Source organism: Flavobacterium sp., assembly GCF_035760125.1.
Lineage (GTDB): Bacteria > Bacteroidota > Bacteroidia > Flavobacteriales > Flavobacteriaceae > Flavobacterium.
This window is the reverse complement of record NZ_DASTTN010000452.1, coordinates 1-18,835: the sequence shown is the minus strand read 5'-3', so window position 1 is coordinate 18,835 and position 18,835 is coordinate 1. Positions and strand designations below refer to the sequence as shown.

At 35.4% G+C, this 18,835-nt stretch carries 15 protein-coding genes and 1 pseudogene; 4 read left to right on the top strand and 12 right to left on the bottom strand.

The genetic code is table 11. The features are described 5' to 3' along the window. Positions 1-265 (bottom strand): hypothetical protein (locus VFS71_RS16065; protein WP_326402544.1); only part of this gene is annotated, 265 nt, incomplete at its 3' end. Positions 266-546: 281 nt separating this feature from the next. On the opposite strand from VFS71_RS16065, the gene VFS71_RS16060 reads away from it, so the two are divergent. After that, positions 547-1,020: a regulatory protein RecX gene (locus VFS71_RS16060; protein ID WP_326402542.1), complete on the top strand. Its 474-nt coding sequence runs from the start codon at positions 547-549 to the stop codon at positions 1,018-1,020. A gap of 23 nt (positions 1,021-1,043) precedes the next feature. Here VFS71_RS16060 and VFS71_RS16055 read toward each other — a convergent pair whose 3' ends face one another. The 7 genes from VFS71_RS16055 to VFS71_RS16025 form a co-directional block, all read right to left on the bottom strand. Next, the gene (locus VFS71_RS16055) at positions 1,044-2,198 is read right to left on the bottom strand and encodes a beta-ketoacyl synthase N-terminal-like domain-containing protein (protein ID WP_326402540.1); all 1,155 of its coding nucleotides are present in this window, start codon (positions 2,196-2,198) and stop codon (positions 1,044-1,046) included. A 151-nt stretch (positions 2,199-2,349) separates the two neighbouring features. Beyond that, on the bottom strand, positions 2,350-3,621 hold the full coding sequence (gene bioA / locus VFS71_RS16050; protein ID WP_326402538.1) for an adenosylmethionine--8-amino-7-oxononanoate transaminase: 1,272 nt from the start codon (positions 3,619-3,621) through the stop codon (positions 2,350-2,352). A gap of 53 nt (positions 3,622-3,674) precedes the next feature. Then, on the bottom strand, positions 3,675-4,295 hold the full coding sequence (gene bioD, locus VFS71_RS16045) for a dethiobiotin synthase (protein WP_326402536.1): 621 nt from the start codon (positions 4,293-4,295) through the stop codon (positions 3,675-3,677). Between the two features lie 38 nt (positions 4,296-4,333). After that, positions 4,334-4,735 carry a GxxExxY protein gene (locus tag VFS71_RS16040; protein WP_326402534.1) on the bottom strand — a complete coding sequence of 134 codons (402 nt, stop codon included), beginning with the start codon at positions 4,733-4,735 and terminating at the stop codon, positions 4,334-4,336. 41 nt (positions 4,736-4,776) lie between these two features. Beyond that, positions 4,777-5,913, bottom strand: a complete 1,137-nt coding sequence (locus tag VFS71_RS16035) for a pyridoxal phosphate-dependent aminotransferase family protein (protein WP_326402533.1) — start codon at positions 5,911-5,913, stop codon at positions 4,777-4,779. 106 nt (positions 5,914-6,019) lie between these two features. Beyond that, entirely contained in the window at positions 6,020-6,787 is a 768-nt protein-coding gene (locus VFS71_RS16030; protein ID WP_326402531.1) for a porin family protein, read from the bottom strand. A 60-nt stretch (positions 6,788-6,847) separates the two neighbouring features. Continuing rightward, positions 6,848-7,969: a hypothetical protein gene (locus VFS71_RS16025; protein ID WP_326402529.1), complete on the bottom strand. Its 1,122-nt coding sequence runs from the start codon at positions 7,967-7,969 to the stop codon at positions 6,848-6,850. A 638-nt stretch (positions 7,970-8,607) separates the two neighbouring features. On the opposite strand from VFS71_RS16025, the gene VFS71_RS16020 reads away from it, so the two are divergent. From VFS71_RS16020 to VFS71_RS16010, 3 genes and pseudogenes are all read left to right on the top strand, one after another. Next, positions 8,608-10,233, top strand: coding sequence for an arylsulfatase (locus VFS71_RS16020; RefSeq protein WP_326402528.1), 1,626 nt, complete (start codon positions 8,608-8,610; stop codon positions 10,231-10,233). Positions 10,234-10,294: 61 nt separating this feature from the next. Continuing rightward, positions 10,295-11,314 (top strand): HAD family hydrolase, encoded by a 1,020-nt coding sequence (locus VFS71_RS16015; protein ID WP_326402527.1) that lies wholly within the window; start codon positions 10,295-10,297, stop codon positions 11,312-11,314. A gap of 146 nt (positions 11,315-11,460) precedes the next feature. Further along, positions 11,461-12,039, top strand: a pseudogene (locus VFS71_RS16010) (DUF4136 domain-containing protein). A 112-nt stretch (positions 12,040-12,151) separates the two neighbouring features. Here VFS71_RS16010 and VFS71_RS16005 read toward each other — a convergent pair. The 4 genes from VFS71_RS16005 to VFS71_RS15990 form a co-directional block, all read right to left on the bottom strand. Continuing rightward, on the bottom strand, positions 12,152-12,433 hold the full coding sequence (locus VFS71_RS16005; RefSeq protein ID WP_326402525.1) for a F0F1 ATP synthase subunit epsilon: 282 nt from the start codon (positions 12,431-12,433) through the stop codon (positions 12,152-12,154). Positions 12,434-12,509: 76 nt separating this feature from the next. Beyond that, on the bottom strand, positions 12,510-14,021 hold the full coding sequence (atpD, locus tag VFS71_RS16000; RefSeq protein ID WP_326402523.1) for a F0F1 ATP synthase subunit beta: 1,512 nt from the start codon (positions 14,019-14,021) through the stop codon (positions 12,510-12,512). A 259-nt stretch (positions 14,022-14,280) separates the two neighbouring features. Further along, positions 14,281-15,795: a G-D-S-L family lipolytic protein gene (locus VFS71_RS15995; protein ID WP_326402521.1), complete on the bottom strand. Its 1,515-nt coding sequence runs from the start codon at positions 15,793-15,795 to the stop codon at positions 14,281-14,283. A 38-nt stretch (positions 15,796-15,833) separates the two neighbouring features. Continuing rightward, positions 15,834-18,677 carry a TonB-dependent receptor gene (locus VFS71_RS15990; RefSeq protein ID WP_326402519.1) on the bottom strand — a complete coding sequence of 948 codons (2,844 nt, stop codon included), beginning with the start codon at positions 18,675-18,677 and terminating at the stop codon, positions 15,834-15,836. Between the last annotated feature and the right edge of the window lie 158 nt (positions 18,678-18,835).

Sequence of the window (18,835 nt, the reverse complement as noted above, 5' to 3'; positions counted from 1 at the left end):
AGTCAAGAGTCGCTTTATTAACATTTACTTGAATTGCCCCTAAGCAAGTTAAATCTAAATCGCTATTCATAACTAAAGTCAAAGGTGTTATTCCATCCCCTAAATTTAAAACACCATTGCAAGCCGTAAGCGGCGAAGTTCCACAAACCAAAGTATTAGCATTAACAGTGCTTCCTGTAATAGAACATTGGGCCTTTATGTTTCCAGAAACCACAAATAAAAAAAAGACAATAAAAAATCTCGATTTATGTAAAAGTGTATTCATAACTGAAAATTTTATGTTGAGAAATAAAACTTTTCTGTTAGTCAAAATAACAGCATCATGTTAAAGTTACATTATACTATTAAAAATCAATAATTAAATCGTCAAGGCACTTTTATACTCGCCGAATAGCAAAGTTTCTGAATATCAACAAACTAAACCTATAAAAAAAAGAAAGAAACGTATGTCTAAATTAAAAAAAACAGGGTTCAATGTTTTTAAAATAAATTTCTCTCATTAAATAAAAAAACTTAAATTTCAATTTTCAGCAATAAACCCAATACATGAAAGAAGTCTATTCCCTCAAAGATGCTATCCAAAAAATAGAACATTATTGTGCTTATCAAGAACGCTGTCACGAGGAAGTGGTTTCCAAACTGTGGAGTATGAAATTGGATCAGAATGAAATAGACGAAGTCATCGTGCATCTTATTGAGCATAATTTTCTCAACGAAGCTCGATTTGCCTGTAGTTTTGCCCGAGGAAAACACCGAATCAAACATTGGGGAAAAATCCGAATTACCAACGAACTGAAAATGCGTAAAATCAATCAAACCCTGATTAATCTTGCCCTAAAAGAAATTGAACCTGAAGAATATATCACCAATTTTGAGGAACTCGCCGAAAGAAATTGGAATTCCATAGCTGAGACTAATGCACTCAAAAAAAGAAAAAAATTTTGTGATTTTATGCTTCGCAGAGGATTTGAGAGTAATCTAATCTATGACAAGGTAAAGGAGTTAGAGAATGGAAATTAATTTTTTAATCAATAAATTATTTTTTACAAACTCAAAAGTACGCTCACCGCATTACCTCCAAAACCAACTGCATTGACCAAAACTTTTTTTATAGGGTTCGTTTGTTTTTGTGCTTTCGCAAAAGGGACTCCAATGAACTGATTGTGTTGCATCATCAAAATGGCCATTTCCATACTCAAAATCCCCGAAGCACCAAAAGTGTGTCCAATTTTCCATTTATTGGTAGTCAATAAAGGCAAGCTATCCCCAAATATTTTTTCAATGGCTCTATACTCGGTCAAATCTCCTTTTATTGTTCCGGGAGCATGCATTACGATGGCATCAACATCGGAAATATCAATATTTCCCAATGCCATTTTCATCGATTTCTGAAAACAAGTTGCTTCTGCCGAAATCGAAATGTTGTGTTCCAAAATCTCGGTCGCATAACCAATACCTTCAATAAAAGCAATGGCATTATCTTTTTTTCCAATTTCTAGACAGCACACCCCTGCTCCTTCTCCCAAAATCATGGTATTTTGTTTTTTGTCCAAATCCAAAGCTCTATTAGGGTATTTTTCTTCGCTTCTGGAGTAGATTTTCAAGGCTCTCATTTGTCCAATGGTAAAATCGGTCAAAGGAGCTTCGCTTCCGCCAACCAAAAATTTATCAGCCATACCGGCTTTTAGCCAAGCTACCCCATTGAGTACCGCATGTAATGCAGTAGAACAAGTAATGGAATGCGAAATCTCGGGTCCTTCACTTTGTAAATCGTGTGCGACCCAAGAAGAAATATTTCCCAAAGTGGTCGTTGGTGAAGCCAAAGTCTGCGCTTTGCCCGTTTCCAGATATTCCTGAAAATGTTTTTCGAATAAGTCGGTTGCGCCACGGGAAGAACCAATGTTGATTCCAAATTCAGCATCTTTTGTCCAACCTGCTTTTTCTATAGCTTTGCGTGAAGCCACCATCGCAAACAATACCGATTTATCTAAAGCTTTGTATTTAATATCCGATTGTCTCAATTCTTCAACTTCTGTCTTGGAATCTTCATCAAGGGCGGCAACAGCCGTATTTTGATGATCCAAAAATTCTGTCGAGAAACAAGGATTTTCCGAAAGATAATTTTTCCAAATCGTTTGGGATGAATTTCCTAATGACGAAATGGAAGCTATGGCTGTTATGGAGATGATTTGTGACAAAATATTCTATTCTTATTTAACCGCAAAGGTCGCAAAGTTTTACTCAAAGTTCACAAAGGATTGCAATTTTATAACAACAGAAAGAAACAAATTGTTACAATTATAAATTCAAATCACTTTTGGTTCTTTGTCGCTCCTTCGCAAAATAACTTTACACTATTTCCAAAGCACTTTCGACTACTTCATACACTTTTTGCAATTGTGCATCGGTAATCACATAAGGAGGCAAAACATAAACGATATTCCCAACAGGGCGCAAAATCACTCCATTTTCAATAAAAAAATCATAGAGTCTGTTGCGCAAGGTTCCGTAATAGCTAGCCGAAGTTTCCGTTTTTATTTCTAATGCAAAAATAACTCCCAGTACTCGGGTCGCTGTAACCATAGGATGATTTTCAATCCTTTTTTTGAAATCCAAATGGCTTTTATTGATTCGAACTAAATTATATTGTATTTCATCTGTTTCCAACAAAGTCAAACTAGCCAAAGCTGCAGCGCAACCAGTAGGATTTGCGGTGAAAGTATGACCGTGAAATAACGCCTTATTGATATCTTCATCATAAAAAGCATCAAAAAGAGCTGAAGTAAAAGTCGTAATCGCCATAGGAATGGTCCCCCCTGTCAAGGCTTTTGACAAGCACATCATATCTGGTTTTTGCGTTAAATAATCGCAGGCAAAGGTTTTGCCGGTTTTCCCGAAACCTGTCATCACCTCATCGGCAATCGTGAGCACATTATTTTCTTGGCAAATTTGAAGTAATTTGTCCAATGCTTCGGGCTCGTACATCACCATTCCGGCAGCACCCTGCACCAAGGGTTCAAAAATAAAACCTGCGCAGTTATTGTTTTTGATCACTTCATGCAGCGTATCAAAACTTAATTGTTCCTGACCTTTCACAGGAACAGGAATCCGAACAACATCAATAAACATTCCTTGAAAAGCTTGCGTATAAAACGATATTCCGCTGGCTGCCATAGCGGCAAAAGTATCGCCATGAAAAGCATTTTCGAAAGCAATAATTGTTGTCCTCTTTTCGCCCTTATTATAAAAATACTGCAAAGCTACTTTGATTGCCACTTCAACAGATGTAGATCCATTATCCGAAAAAAATACTTTCTTTTGATTGGTTGGCAAAATAGCCAATAATTTTTCGGCCAAGATGATGGCAGGCTCATGTGTAAACCCGCCAAACAAAACATGTTCCAATGTGGTCAGCTGTTTGTAAATCGCATCGGCAATAAATTTATTGGAATGCCCGTACGGATTAACCCACCAAGAAGCGATGGCGTCAATATATTCCTTATTGTTTTCGTCCCAAAGCAAAGCGCCTTCCCCTTTGGTGATAGCAATTGGAAGTGCAGCCGTTTTGTGCTGTGTATAAGGATGCCAAAGATGCTGGCCGTCTCTTTCGATTAAACTCATTTGATTCTTAATTTTATATTCCAGATTGAAATTGATTTTTGATATTGAAATTACTATTGAAGCTCCAACAGATTTTTTCGAAATAGATCCGCATATTCTTTGATTACATTTTGGTCAAAATAGGGCTCTTGCTCAATTCTGCCAATACATTTAATTCCTGTTTTATTCAGAATAATAGATTCCGTTGCTTTATTTTCTTCTCCAGAAAAAACAATTCCTCCTATCGCTATTTTACGATTATGCAATGATTCAATTGTAAGTAAGGTATGATTGATACTTCCTAAATAATGTCTCGAGACCACAATCACTTTATAGTCGGGTTGAATTAAATCAATAACACAGTCCATATCATTCAACGGTACAAAAACACCTCCAGCTCCTTCAACAATTAAATGGTTTTGGGTTTTTGGCTCTTCAATCTTATTCAAATCAATTGTAATTCCATCAATTGCGGCGGCAAGATGGGGACTTGCTGGAGTATTAAGCAAATAGCTATTTGGATGAATTATTGTTCTTTTGTTAGATATATAAGATTTGACTTTATGACTATCGGAATGATCAACATCTCCAGCTTGAATGGGTTTCCAGTAATCGGCTTCTAGAGCTTCGACAATAATAGCAGAGGCAATTGTTTTGCCCACATCGGTAGAAATTCCTGTAATAAATAATTTCATATATTTTTAGCCACGGATAATACAGATAGAACGGATTATCACTGATTTTTTAAATTAATTTTTCTATCATTTGTATAGATAAACCTTTTAAATTCTGGTTCTTCTCCAAAATTCAACAATAAGCCTACTTCAATCTCTGTTGCTTTTAAATAATTCATAGTTTGAGCAACATGAGCATTCATAAGTAATTCACAAGCTTTAAGTTCAACTATAACTTTGTCATCTACTATTAAATCAGCATAATACTCTCCAACAAGTTGTTTTTTAAAATATACTTTAATTGGCTTTTGAGCTTCAACTTTATGTCCTTTCCCTAATAATTCAAAATACATTGTGTTTTGATATACTTTTTCAAGAAAACCAGCGCCAAGTTCATTATAAACTTCGTAATAAACTTTTAAAATTACATCAGTTATAGATTTGTGTAATAAATTTGTCATATTAAATCTGTGTAAATCGGTAATATCTGTATTATCCGTGGCTAAAAAACAAAAGTACTCAACAACGTCAATACTTTGGTCATTTCTTCTTTACTATTATAGTTGTGCAAACAAAAACGCAATCGTTCTTGCCCTTCTGGAACTGTAGGCGAGAGTATCGCTTTCACATCAAATCCATTTTGTTGAAGTGAATTGGCAATATTTTTTACTTTTTCGTTTCCTGGAATAATAACACTTTGGATAGCCGATTTACTTCGAATAAAAAGCGGACTCAAATACTGCATTTTTTTTACTTGATTAAAAAAGACAATATTATCACGAAGTGATTCAAGAGCATTTTTATCTTTCTCTAAATGATGGTAGCCCATTAAAATAGTGGCTACCGAATGTGGAGAAAGCCCCGTGGTATAAATAAAACTTCTAGCGAAATTAACGAGATACGATTTTAATTCATCCGAACCCAAAACCACTGCACCGTGACAGCCCAGACCTTTGCCAAAAGTCATAATTCGGGCAAATATTTTGTCCTGCAATTGCAAATGCTGAATCAATCCTTCCCCTTTTTCTCCAAAAACCCCCAAAGCATGTGCTTCATCAACCACTAAATAACAGTTGTATTTTTCAGAAACGGCAATCAATTCATCCATATTTGGACAATCACCATCCATCGAAAAAACAGTTTCCGTTACGATGTAAATTAAAGTATTAGGATTACGCTGGATCAATAGCTCCAAGTTCTCAAAATCATTGTGTTTGAATTTATAAGCCTTGGCATTCGACAATTGTATCCCATCCCGAATGGAAGCGTGGCACAATTCATCGTACAAAATCAAATCACCTTTTTGAGGAACGGCACTAAAGAAACCAACATTGGCATCATAGCCCGAATTAAAAAGCAACGTCGATTCCGATTGATGGAATTGAGCAATATAATTTTCGGTATCAGTATATAAAGTGTGATTACCGGAAATTAATCGCGATCCTGTGGCTCCATTTCTTTTTATGTTGTGATCCAATAAAAATTGATGGGTAGTATTGAAAATCACTTCCGATTTTGAAAAACCAATATAATCATTCGAAGCAAAATCGATTAATTCATTCGGTTTCGGCAGAATCCGCAATGATTTATTTTGCTTTCGATTTTCTAGTTTATCGGTAAGATTTTTGGGAAAATTCATAAAAGCAAAGTTATGAAATCGCTATGAATACATATGCCTAATGACAAAAAAGAATAGCGATACAACATTTCCAAAATTTAAACATTATCAGTATGTGAAAACCAACTTAATTTTTGGGCAAAGAACCTCCCTCTTCCAATGCTTTCTTTTCAGCAGCTTTCTTTTCGGCCGCTCTTTTAGCCGCTTTTCCTTTTCCGATAGGCAGCCCGGCAGTTACATAAAGCGAGCGATTGTATTGATTGGGACTTTCATCACCTTTAAGAAGCGGCACCAATCCATAGTAATATTGCAGTCCAAGATTGATTCCGCTACCCGCTTTTAATCGATACCCCAAACCAACTGCTAAACCGGCATCGATAACATGAATTTTATCTCGTATTTTATTTTCATATTTTACATCATCACCATAATAATTTTGATGAAAAATATCAACCGCTCTTGACAACAAACCCAATTGAGTGCCTGCTTTAACATAAATATTATTGTCAAACTTATATTTAATCATTAAAGGCACATTAAAATACTGTATCTTTCTTTTAATGGAGCCTTCGGCAAATACAGCATCTAATTTTTCGTCATTCAATGAATAAACAGCAATTCCATTGGCTCCCATAGTCGATTTTACGATTACCCCTGTATTGAAAATCCAAGAAGGGTTTTTCAAATTGAAATCGAAATAAAAACCTAAATTGAAATCGGTTCTATAGTCTGCATCATCCAGATTCGAAATAGTCGAAAAATTGGCACCACCTTCCAATCCAAATTCAATCTTTGGGGAATTCAATTTATCCCCAAAAATCAGGGACATTAAAACTTGGGATTGAGCGATATGAAAACTGAAAAACAATGCAATGAAGAATAGACCTTTTTTCATGTGTTGAGATTATCAATTTTATTGAAACCAACTTATAATTCATTTATTATATTTCAAAAACTATAATCCAAAACGGTATTGAAGACTTGTCATAAACTGAGTACGGGTTCCTAAAAAACCACATTCTGCACGCAGCATAAAATGTCTATTGTATTGATATTGGGTTCCTACGATAAAATTCCACTTGTCTTTAGGAGCTTTTTCTAAAGAATATTGTACAGTAGACGATTCGGCAGTACTTAAAGCGCCATCAATTCCATTCAACAAATTTCCAGCCGTATCTAATGCTTTATTAGCCGTTTGGTACTTAGCCTTATTGGATGGTTTCGTCTGTTCGGCGTTGGACAATCCATTCCACCAATCATCCACTTGGGTTTGTTTTTCATTTACAGTCGCCAATCCTTGATCCACTTTGGCCTGCGCACCATCAAGCGGTAATACATCTGACAAAGCCAATGAACCATTTGTGCCACTTTTTAAATGCACTCTAAATCCACCGGCCCAAACCGCAATGTTACTTTCTGGTTTATTAAATTTAAACGTTTTACCCAATCTTGGACCAAAAACAAAACTAAGCGCTGGTTTATCAAGGGCACTAATATCAGTCCATGCCACATTCATATCCAATGCAAGCCAACCCCCTCCAATTCCAATAGTTGGAGTCATACCCAGTCCAAATGTAGTACCTTCAAAATCAGCTTTAGTATTAAATGACGTGATTTGCGACCAATTATTATCCTCATCTGGAACCCAAACTCCTGCATCAATCGTTGTGGACATTTTTGCTTTTCCAAAAATACCATATACATTCAAAAAAGGAAATAACCAGATATCAGGCCTAACGTTGACTGCATATCCGGTTGCTACAGCTTTATTAAAACGTATTATTTGATCCAAATTGTACATTGGCCCATTATTGAAACCAACTTCTAAATTCTTTATCGTCAAATCTGATTCTTGCCAAAAGTAGTTTATTGAAAGTCCGGCAGAGTAAGGCAATTGATAGCCTTTTTTCGTAGCCTTTTCCCCCCATATAGGCAAAGAATAGGGATATTCAACTACTTTAAGACTATCTAAGAGAGCTGCGTTTTTTTTACCCACCACTTTATTGGTGTATACCTGAGAAAAACCTATAGCGCTAATTAATAAAAAAAGAAATACTAAAAATTTATTATTTTTCATCTTCTAAAATTTAAATTATCAATACACCTAAAAACTCATAAGGTAAAGTTAAAAAAATAATCGGTCAAACTTCTATAGACTCAATATTTAATTAACTACTAAACTGCAAGTTGCAAAAAAACTAGATAAAAATACAGCAAACTACTCCTACATCTCCCAAATATTTAAAAAAGCAGGCAAAGGAATCTATTGTAAAAAAAAATAGCTTTCTCTTTCAGTCTCCAATAATTTAAACTTATTGTTAAGTAAAATCTCCATTACATCACAATTCACTAACAATCAGGCTATAAATATTTATTTTTTTATGAATTGTATGAATTTTTATTCAAAAAAATAATATCTTTGAGTACCCTTGATCTTATTATTTCAGTATTGCTTTTACTAATTTATAAAACACAAGATAAAGAAATCATCCCACGCCTCTTTTCTATCTGATGCTACCACAGTCAGCCAAAAACAATTAATCCACTATTATTAATTAGAGAACAACATATTTCATTTGGGTTTGTCTGTTCTATTGCGTCCAAATTTAATCAACCGCTGTGAGATTGAGCACAGTAGTGATGCATGCAAATGCCTTTTATTTAAAAGTTTAACCAATAATTCAATAATAGTCCAACCTTTTAAATGCTCATTTTATGAAAAGATCAAATTTTTTATTGGCATTACTGCTAATTTCAATCAGTACTATTTCGGCGCAAAAAAAACCAAACATCCTGGTTATTTGGGGTGATGATATCGGCACTACTAACATCAGCGCTTACAGCAATGGATTAATGGGTTATACAACACCCAATATTGATCGTGTGGCTAAAGAAGGGGTAATGTTTCAGCAGTATTATGCCGAACAAAGCTGTACAGCAGGTCGCGCAGCATTTGCAACAGGTCAACACGGTATACGTACAGGTTTAACCAAAGTAGGGTTCCCAGGAGCTCCAATGGGAATGAGTCAATTAGATCCATCTATTGGCGGAATTATGAAAAACTTAGGTTATGCTACAGCCCAATTTGGTAAAAATCACTTAGGCGATCGTAACGAAAGTTTACCTACTGTAAACGGTTTTGATGAATTTTTTGGAAATCTTTATCATTTAAATGCAGAAGAAGAACCAGAATTACCGGATTATCCTAAAGATCCAGCTTATTTGGCCAAATTTGGACCAAGAGGTGTGCTAAAATGCACAGCTACCAATGTAGATGACCCTAGCATTCCAGATGCTCGTTTTGGAAAAGTTGGAAAACAAAAAATTGAAGATACCGGAGCTCTTACGAAAAAGAGAATGGAAACTATCGACGACGAAACTGTAGCTGCTGCCATTGATTTTATCAAAAGACAAAATGCGGCAGGAAAACCATTTTTTGTTTGGTGGAACGGAACCCGTATGCACTTGCGTACTCACGTAAGAGCAGAACACAGAGGAAAATACACACATGGCGACAGCGAATACATTGACGGTATGATTGAACACGATTTAACTGTTGGCGAACTTTTAAAAGTTTTAGACGATTTAGGAATTGCTGATAACACAATCGTTATCTATTCTACAGACAATGGACCACACACGAACACTTGGCCTGATGGAGGAACTACTCCGTTCCGTTCTGAGAAAAATACCAACTGGGAGGGTGCCTTTAGAGTTCCATGCTTAGTACGTTGGCCTGGTGTTATTAAGCCAGGTACCGTTTCTAATGAAATAGTAAGTCATAATGATTGGCTACCAACATTTGCAGCTATTGCAGGCGAACTAGATTTAAAAAACAAATTATTAAAAGGATACAAAGCCAATGGTATTACCTATAATGTACATTTAGACGGTTATGATCAATCCGCTTATTTAAAAGGAACTTCTCCAAATAGTGCCAGAGATAAATTTTTCTATTCTGACGATGATGCTTTACTTGTTGGCATGCGTCAAGGTGATTACAAATATGTTTTTGCAGAACAACGAATGCAAGGAACAATGGGATTATGGGCAGAACCTTTTACTAAACTAAGATTACAAAAAATATTCAACATAATGATGAATCCTTTTGAAAGAGCTGACTTTACTTCTAATACTTATTGGAATTGGATAATTAACCACGTAGGTACAGTTTATGGAATGAACGTAGAGGTTATGAAATTTGCCGAAACATTCAAAGAATACCCACCACGTTCTATTCCTCCAAGTTTTTCTCCAACTACAATTATGGAAGAAACTCTTGATCAGATTAAGCTACAAAAAGCACTCAAAGGAGCTCAATCTACTCCTAATAAAAAATAAGCTACAAATAGAGCTTGGGTTATATCTAATTCAGGCTCTATTAATTTAAAAAAGTATCATTATGAATAAGAAAATCTATACACTGCTTCTGTTTTTATTCGTACTGGTTTCCTGCAAAAATAAAACAGAACATATAACCAACACTTCCGCTTCAAATCCAACAGAAACATTTGCTACTGATGGAGATCCGCTGCCAAGCTGGAATGAAGGAACGCTAAAGAGTGATATTATTGCCTATGTTGAAAAAGTAACTAAAGAAGGAACACCTGATTTTATCCCTATTGAAGACAGAATTGCCACGTTTGATAACGACGGAACGCTTTGGGCTGAAAAGCCTTATGTACAGGAATTATTCGCCTTCTACCGTGTAAAAAAAATGGTCGAGGAAAATCCCGCTTTGGCACAAAAACAGCCTTTCAAAGCCGTTATAGAAAAAGACAAAACGTTTTTTGAAAAAGGTGGAGATAAAGCCCTTATCGAATTGGTAGCCGTAACACATACCGGAATGACTGAGGATGAATTTGAAAGTTCTGTAAAAGAATTTTTAGCTGATGCCAAATATCCTGAAAAAAATGTTCCATTAAAGCAAATCAGATACCAACCACAATTGGAATTATTGAATTATTTACGCACCAATCGCTTTAAGACTTATATCGTTACAGGTGGAACCATCGAATTAGTACGTGCTATATCAGATGATTTTTATGGAATTTCAAAAGATCAGGTGGTAGGAACTTCTTTCAAATATAAATTTGATGATGCCAAAAATGCAATTCAAAGAGAACCTGCTTTGGATCATTTCAATGACAAAGAAGGAAAACCAGTTGGGATACAATTGCATATCGGAAAACGACCAGTTTTTGCCTGCGGAAATGAGGGCGGAGCTGGTGATATCGCTATGCTAAAATATTCTCAAGGAAATAAATATCCTTCATTTCAATTATTAGTTAACCATAATGATTCTATCAGAGAATACAGTTATAAAGAAAAAGATAACTTATCATTAAATACAGCAACAAAAAACAAATGGCATGTAATTAATATTAAAGAAGACTGGAAAAAGGTTTTTGCAGACAAATAAGGAAATCAATTAAAATTCCATAGTCACCAAATTTTCAAGTTAAAACCGTTCGAATAACACGTTTTTTGATAGACATTCGGCAAAAGCAAACTTCTTCTTCTTTTATATTTAACAAAAATGATTATTAACTCTAAACATTTACTAAAATGAACATTAAAAAAAGAACGTTAGGTATAATCTCAATGTTGTTTTTGGGATTAATTTATGGATGTGGACCAACAGTAAAAGTAACAAATGATTACGACCATGAGGTTAACTTTAGCGAATTCAAAACTTTTGCAACTTTTGATTTAAGTGCACAGAAAGGTCAAGTAAACCAATTAAACGTTGATCGGGTTACAAAAGCAATTATCGCAGAAATGACTGCTAAAGGTTTTAAAGAAACACGTGACAATCCCGACTTAAAAATAAATGCAGTAGCTATTTTAAAAAACAAAACATAGGTTACTGCCAATTCTAATTTCTACGGTTATGGTGGTATGTATCGCCCCTACGGATATTGGGGAGGTGGTGCTATCGGAGCTGGCTCAACAACATTTAACACCTATGATTATGTTGATGGCTCCCTAGTGATTGATATTGTATCCACAAAAACCGGTAAACTAGTTTGGCAAGGAATTGGTAATGCCGAAATTGACAACAAACCGGACAATCCCGAAGAATTTATTAATAGTTCCGTAAAAAGCATTATGGCAAGTTTTCCTCCCGGAGCAGTTAAAAAATAAATTTGATAATTTATTTGAGTTCGTTTTATTAAAAAGACGTAAACTTCAAATTTTTTTAAACAAAAAAATGCCAGACTTTCGTCAGGCATTTTCATTTAAAAACAGAATTGTCTTAGTCTGCTAAAACAATTACTTTATTATCTTTTAACTCAAGAGTACCAGAGGCAATCTCTAAAGTATAATTTTGATCATTTATTTTGGTAAATAAACTTGCAGTTTCTTCGTTTAAATCAAAACTTGGAGCAGTAATATTAACCGTCCCTTTTTGCAACAATGAAACTATTGGCGCGTGGTTATTCAACATTTGAAAACGACCATCTACTCCTGGAACAGAAATAGAAGTGATTTCTCCTGAAAATAATTTCGCTTCTGGTGATACTATTTCTAAAATCATAATTATTTAGTTAATAGTTGATGGTTGATGGTTGGTGGTTGTTTCTAACAACTGACAACTAGCAACTAGCAACCAATTACGCTTCTGCCAACATTTTTTCTCCAGCTTCGATAGCTTCTTCAATAGTACCTTTAAGGTTGAAAGCTGATTCTGGCAAGTGATCTAATTCACCATCAATAATCATGTTAAATCCTTTGATAGTATCTTTGATATCAACTAAAACACCTTTTAATCCAGTAAATTGCTCAGCAACGTGGAAAGGTTGAGACAAGAAACGTTGTACACGTCTAGCTCTTGATACTGCTAATTTATCATCTTCTGATAACTCTTCCATACCTAGAATCGCGATGATATCCTGCAATTGTTTGTATTTTTGAAGAATTTCTTTTACTCTTTGTGCACAGTCATAATGCTCATTACCGATAATGTGAGGAGCTAAAATTCTTGAAGTAGAATCCAATGGATCTACTGCAGGATAGATACCTAACTCAGCAATTTTACGAGACAATACAGTAGTAGCATCAAGGTGAGCAAACGTTGTTGCTGGCGCCGGGTCAGTTAAGTCATCCGCAGGAACGTAAACCGCTTGTACAGATGTAATAGAACCTTTGTTTGTTGATGTAATACGTTCTTGCATCGCACCCATTTCTGTTGCCAATGTTGGTTGGTAACCTACAGCAGAAGGCATACGACCTAAAAGAGCCGAAACCTCAGAACCTGCTTGTGTAAAACGGAAGATATTATCAACAAAGAACAATACGTCTTTTCCTTGATCGGAACCTGCACCATCACGGAAATATTCAGCGATAGACAATCCAGAAAGTGCCACACGAGCACGAGCTCCTGGAGGCTCATTCATTTGTCCGAAAACGAAAGTAGCTTTAGACTCTCTCATTCCAGGTAAATCTACTTTAGATAAATCCCATCCTCCATTTTCCATAGAGTGCATGAATTCCTCACCGTATTTAATAATTCCTGACTCCAACATCTCACGAAGTAAGTCATTCCCTTCACGTGTTCTTTCTCCTACTCCTGCGAATACAGAAAGTCCACCGTGACCTTTTGCAATATTGTTAATCAACTCCTGAATCAATACTGTCTTACCTACTCCAGCACCACCAAACAATCCAATTTTACCCCCTTTTGAATAAGGCTCAATCAAATCGATTACTTTAATACCTGTAAATAAAACTTCAGAAGATGTAGATAAATCTTCAAATTTTGGCGCTTGCTTGTGAATTGGAGTTCCGTTTTCACCTGTTTTAGGCAAAGCAGGCAAACCGTCAATAGCATCACCAATTACATTAAACAAACGACCGTAAACATCGGCCCCAATTGGCATTTTGATAGGATTTCCTGTTCCAACTACTTCATAACCTCTGCTCAAACCGTCTGTTGAATCCATCGAAATGGTACGAACAGTGTTTTCACCGATGTGAGATTGTACTTCTAGAACTAATAACGTTCCGTCTTTTTTTGTGATTTCTAATGAATCATAAATTTTTGGAAGTTCAACATCTTTTCCGTTGAAAACTACATCGACTACTGGTCCAATGATTTGGGCAACTTTTCCTATTACTTTTGACATTACTTATGTGTTTATTAAATAGCTATTTAGGTTTATGAAATACAGTCCATCGAATCTCATCGAATGGATACTTTTTTCAGAGTGCAAAGATAATTTTTTAAAATATAAAATCAATATTTTTTTTTATAAAAAAAGCTAAATTTTTATCGAATTGATTATTAAGCAGTTTCAAACTATCAAAACACCTCTTTCTTTGCCAAAAAATAAAAAAACCACCGCGTCATAAACGGGTGGTTTCGGTAACTATTGTAAATTAAAATTATTGTATAGTTGCAGGATACTGAATTTGATATTGAGACAAATCCACGTTTCTTAAAGTCGCACCGTATTTAGCATTTATAGCATTCACAAAAAGATTAGCAATATAAGCATATCCCCTTGGACTTGGATGAACACCATCTAATGAAAAGGCACCTCCTGTAACATAGGACGCAGTCATTTGAAAATTTCCAAAACGAACTCCTGTTGTTGCTAATTGCGCCATAGCTGATTTGGCATCAACAAATGCCAACCCTTTTGATTCGGCTATTGCAGCTATAGTAATATTATAAGCATCTGTAGCGATTTTAACCTCTTCAGTTTCAGACGCAATTAAAACGTGTTTGTCCAATAATGGAAAGGTTATTCCGAATTTATCAAGTGGGGCAGGATATCCTGTAGCACCACCAATAGCTCCTCTTGTAGTCAACAATACCAAGTCAGCCTTTGTAGCTTGTCTTGCCTGACCAAAAACTAAACCATAAGCAGCAGCTTTTTCTGCACCTAATATTGGTGTAAAAGCCATCGTTAATTGTACTGATAAATTAGGCAGTTTTTCATCTGAAATCAACAAAGGATTAGCTCCAGTTGTTGATAATAAATTAATCCTGTCTCCAGCACCAAAAGCCGTTAAAGCTTGTTTTAAAGGACCATACAATTGCGCATTTAAAGCCGCGATTGTAGCATCTCCTACTGAAACATTGCCACCACCCAACAAGCTTGAAGTAAGTGGATTAAAAGGAACTGTAGTAAAATAAGGCAATGTTGTCACATATGGCAAATTAGCAACCACACCTTTAGCTCCTTTTGCCGTCAATTTAGTAGCTAGAGTATTATATGCAAAGTCAAAAGTAGCAGTAGGAGTTATGGCATCAGTTCCATCTCCTCCAGTTGTCGCATAGCCCAAAACATCATTACCACCTATCCACAAAGAGAAAAACGTAGGACTTTGAGCCAAAGCATCTCCCAAAACCGAAGCATCTATAGATGACGCAAACCTTGTAAAATAAGGATTTGCTGTAGCTGGTGAAGCAAAAACCCCACTAATATCTCCATATTTCGGCGCTATTAAGTGATAACTTTTAGCTCCTGGAATACCCATATTGGTAAATTGCCCAGACAAACGAGAAAAAATACTTGTTGCCGAAACTCCAGGTACATTAACAGGAGCCTTACCATTAAAAACAAGCCTGGTTGGGAATTTTGAAATTTGAACACTTCCATTTGAAAACCCCCCTAAATTATCAAGCATAAAAGGATTAGTAGCAGCTACCCCACCAGCAGGTATAAATTGTTGTGCCAATATATTCACATACGAATTTGCCTGACCCGCTTTAAAAAGAGCTCCATCACTATATCCCGCTGCAAAGGAATCCCCCAATGCAACATATTTAGTTAAGACAGCCGACCCTGGCGTAACAGGAACTTCTGCAGGTGTTGTCGAATCATCATCATTATTATTGCATGCTACAAAGCTTAAAGAAACCAATAGTAGCCATTTGAAATTTTTTATCATACACTGTGTATTTTTAAGTTTTTGTCTTGTCTTTTTAATTATGGATTAATTGTCAATGAAGCAAACCATTGTTGACCAATAGCTCCCGAACCAATCACTTGGATATAATCTTTACCTCCAATATTGGTAGCTCCCAATTTCAAAATAGACTTCAATTTTGGTATACTATAATTTATTTGTGCATCAAAAACAGTTGTTTCCTGAATCATTCCATCAGCAAATGAAGATTGCCATAAATATTCTGTATTCCATCTTACATTAGCATTGAATCCAAAATTCTTGAACAATTTCGAATTTCCAATCGAACCTTTCACTTTATGTTTTGGCGTATTAAATCCAGTTACAAATCCAGGATCTTGAGATTGATCAAAATCAAGTTGTGCATAATTATAATTCACACCTACTTCAAAATCTTTGTATACTTTTTTAGACAAACCAACACCGAAACCAAGAGAAGAAACATCTGCATCTGTATTTGTATACACTTGATACACTCTTCGGTCTCCATATGAAAGAGCCGCTAATGTCATTGCCGTTTCAGGGTTTGTGAAATCTGCTCCTACTTTTCCATAATAAGGCCCAACTACTCTAGCCGTATTCAAGAAATTATTATAGATATTATAGTATCCATTTAAATCAATAGATAAATCATTATTGATAACGGTACGATAGCCCACTTCAAAAGCATGAACCTCCTCAGGCTTCACTAAATTCACATTAGCCACTTGCAACAATGCTGCAGCTGCAGGAACATTTGATGGATTTGCAGCAATTGCAGCTCCAAAAGCCTGAACAGAAGTTAAAGTGTAAGAATTGTGATAAGCATTTTGACCATTCATTGTAACCGTAGGATCAACACCTGGCAATGCCTGTCCTGAAGCACTTACATTAAAAGTTTCCGAATAACGATTTAAATTTTCAGGTGCAGATCCTATTAAAGCATACGGCCCTAAATCCAATCCTATGTATTGATCTTGCGTGGTTGGATTTCTAAAACCCGTTTGGTAAGACGCTCTAAAATTGTGCGTTTTATTAGCACCTGCAGAGTAAACAAATGAAACTCTTGGAGAAACTTTTCCGTCAAAATTCTGGCTTTTGTCATAACGTATAGAAGCAACCAATTTCAAACGATCTTCCATAAACAATTTAGATCCTTGTGCATAAGCTCCAAATTCATTATAACGGATAGGACCATCATAATCTGTGAAAATAGTACCTTCAGAGTTCATCTCATATTGACGCGCAGAACCTCCAACTTGGATTTCCGCAAATTTTATCATGTCTTTAAAATTATAATTTGCATCTGCATGATATATTTTTGAATGATCAATAAATTTTGCTCCTTGAGTAAAATCTGGATTACTCACAATTGACCCTAATGCACTATTATACTCTGGAGTACCAACAGCAAATCTCGCTCCCCTTGGATCAAGAACCCCATTTGTTACATTACTATTTGGTATCAATCCCAAACCTGGCGAAAGATTATTATCCGCAAAATTTCTGGCATAATTGGCAGCATCATTTGCATTTAGCCCCAATATTGCTTCCGATAACTGAAAAGATTTACCATAATCCGTAAACCAGTTTATATCTGACTTAGCTGCTCTATTTACGTTCAATCCAGCAAAACGCATATCATAAGAATTTCCAGCGTCTTCAGCAGAACGATAGGCTCTTACAAAAAAGTTTTTCCCTTTTGCCTCCAATTTAATTTGACTCATAAAGAAATCATCCAACGCATATCTATTTGCTCCTTGATATATTGTACTCCCTAAGCCTAATTTGTATTGAAGAATAATCTCAGTATCATTTTCCCAAGGTTTAAAATTTAAAGAGAAATCAGCCTTAACACTATGCACTTTGTTATCTGTTAAATCTTGCTCACGATATCCGGTTCTACTCACTTGACCAACATTTGCAATAAAAGTACTAGCCTCATCTCCATACAAATTCAATCCATCATAGTTTTGATTTCCGTCGTGTCCAATCGAACCACCCGTCATACTTCTTTGATCATTAGCAATCCACTCTGTAGCCTTCATGTAATTGAAGTTAGCCTTAACCGCAAAATGCTTGCTAAAAGCAGTAGCTGCTCTTATACCCATATCAAAATAATCATTTGTTCCCGCCGCATCTTGAGAAGTTTGACCATATTTCACGTAAGAACTAATTCCTTGATAAACAAAAGGACTTTTGCTATTCATAAACAAAATACCATTAAATGCATTCGCTCCATATAATGCTGAAGATGCTCCAGGCAAAAGCTCTACACTAGCCACATCTAAATCTGAAAGACCAATTAAGTTACCCAAAACAAAGTTCAATGCAGGTGACGAATTATCCATACCATCTACCAACTGCATAAAACGAGTATTACCAACAGCAGCAAATCCTCTTGTATTAACTGTTTTGAATGAAATACTACTGGTATTGAATTGCACTTCTTTTAAATTTTCCAAACCATCATAGAAAGTTGGTGCAGTAGTACTTTTCACTTGCGCAATTCCCATTCTTTCAATCGTAACAGGTGATTGAAGAACTCTTTCGGGCGCTCTTGAAGCAGAAACTACAATTTCATTTAATTTTGTCTCTTCCGAATTTAGTTGTACTCGAATTTTTTGAGATACTGATCCTACATTTACATTGGAAGAAGAATGCCCAACTGCAGTAACGTCAATATAAAAAGGAGGCGCTTGTTTAGTATTCAAAACAAAAGAACCGTCATAATCAGAAGTTGCCCCCTCATTCGATCCAGATACTTTAATACTAGCTCCTGGAATAGGCTGATTATTTTCATCAGTAACAACACCTTTAATAGAATTTTGCGCAAAAGATATGCTGCAAAAGAATAATGTTAAAAAAAGTAAATACAATCTCATATGGCAAATTTTAGTAAGTTAGTGGCGCCAAATTACACATATTTTTTAATTATCAATAAAAAATTTAAAAATACTTATTATTATTATTAACAAAACAGTTCAATATATAACAATTCAATATTTTCACATATTGCATAATTAATAATAAAATAATAGGT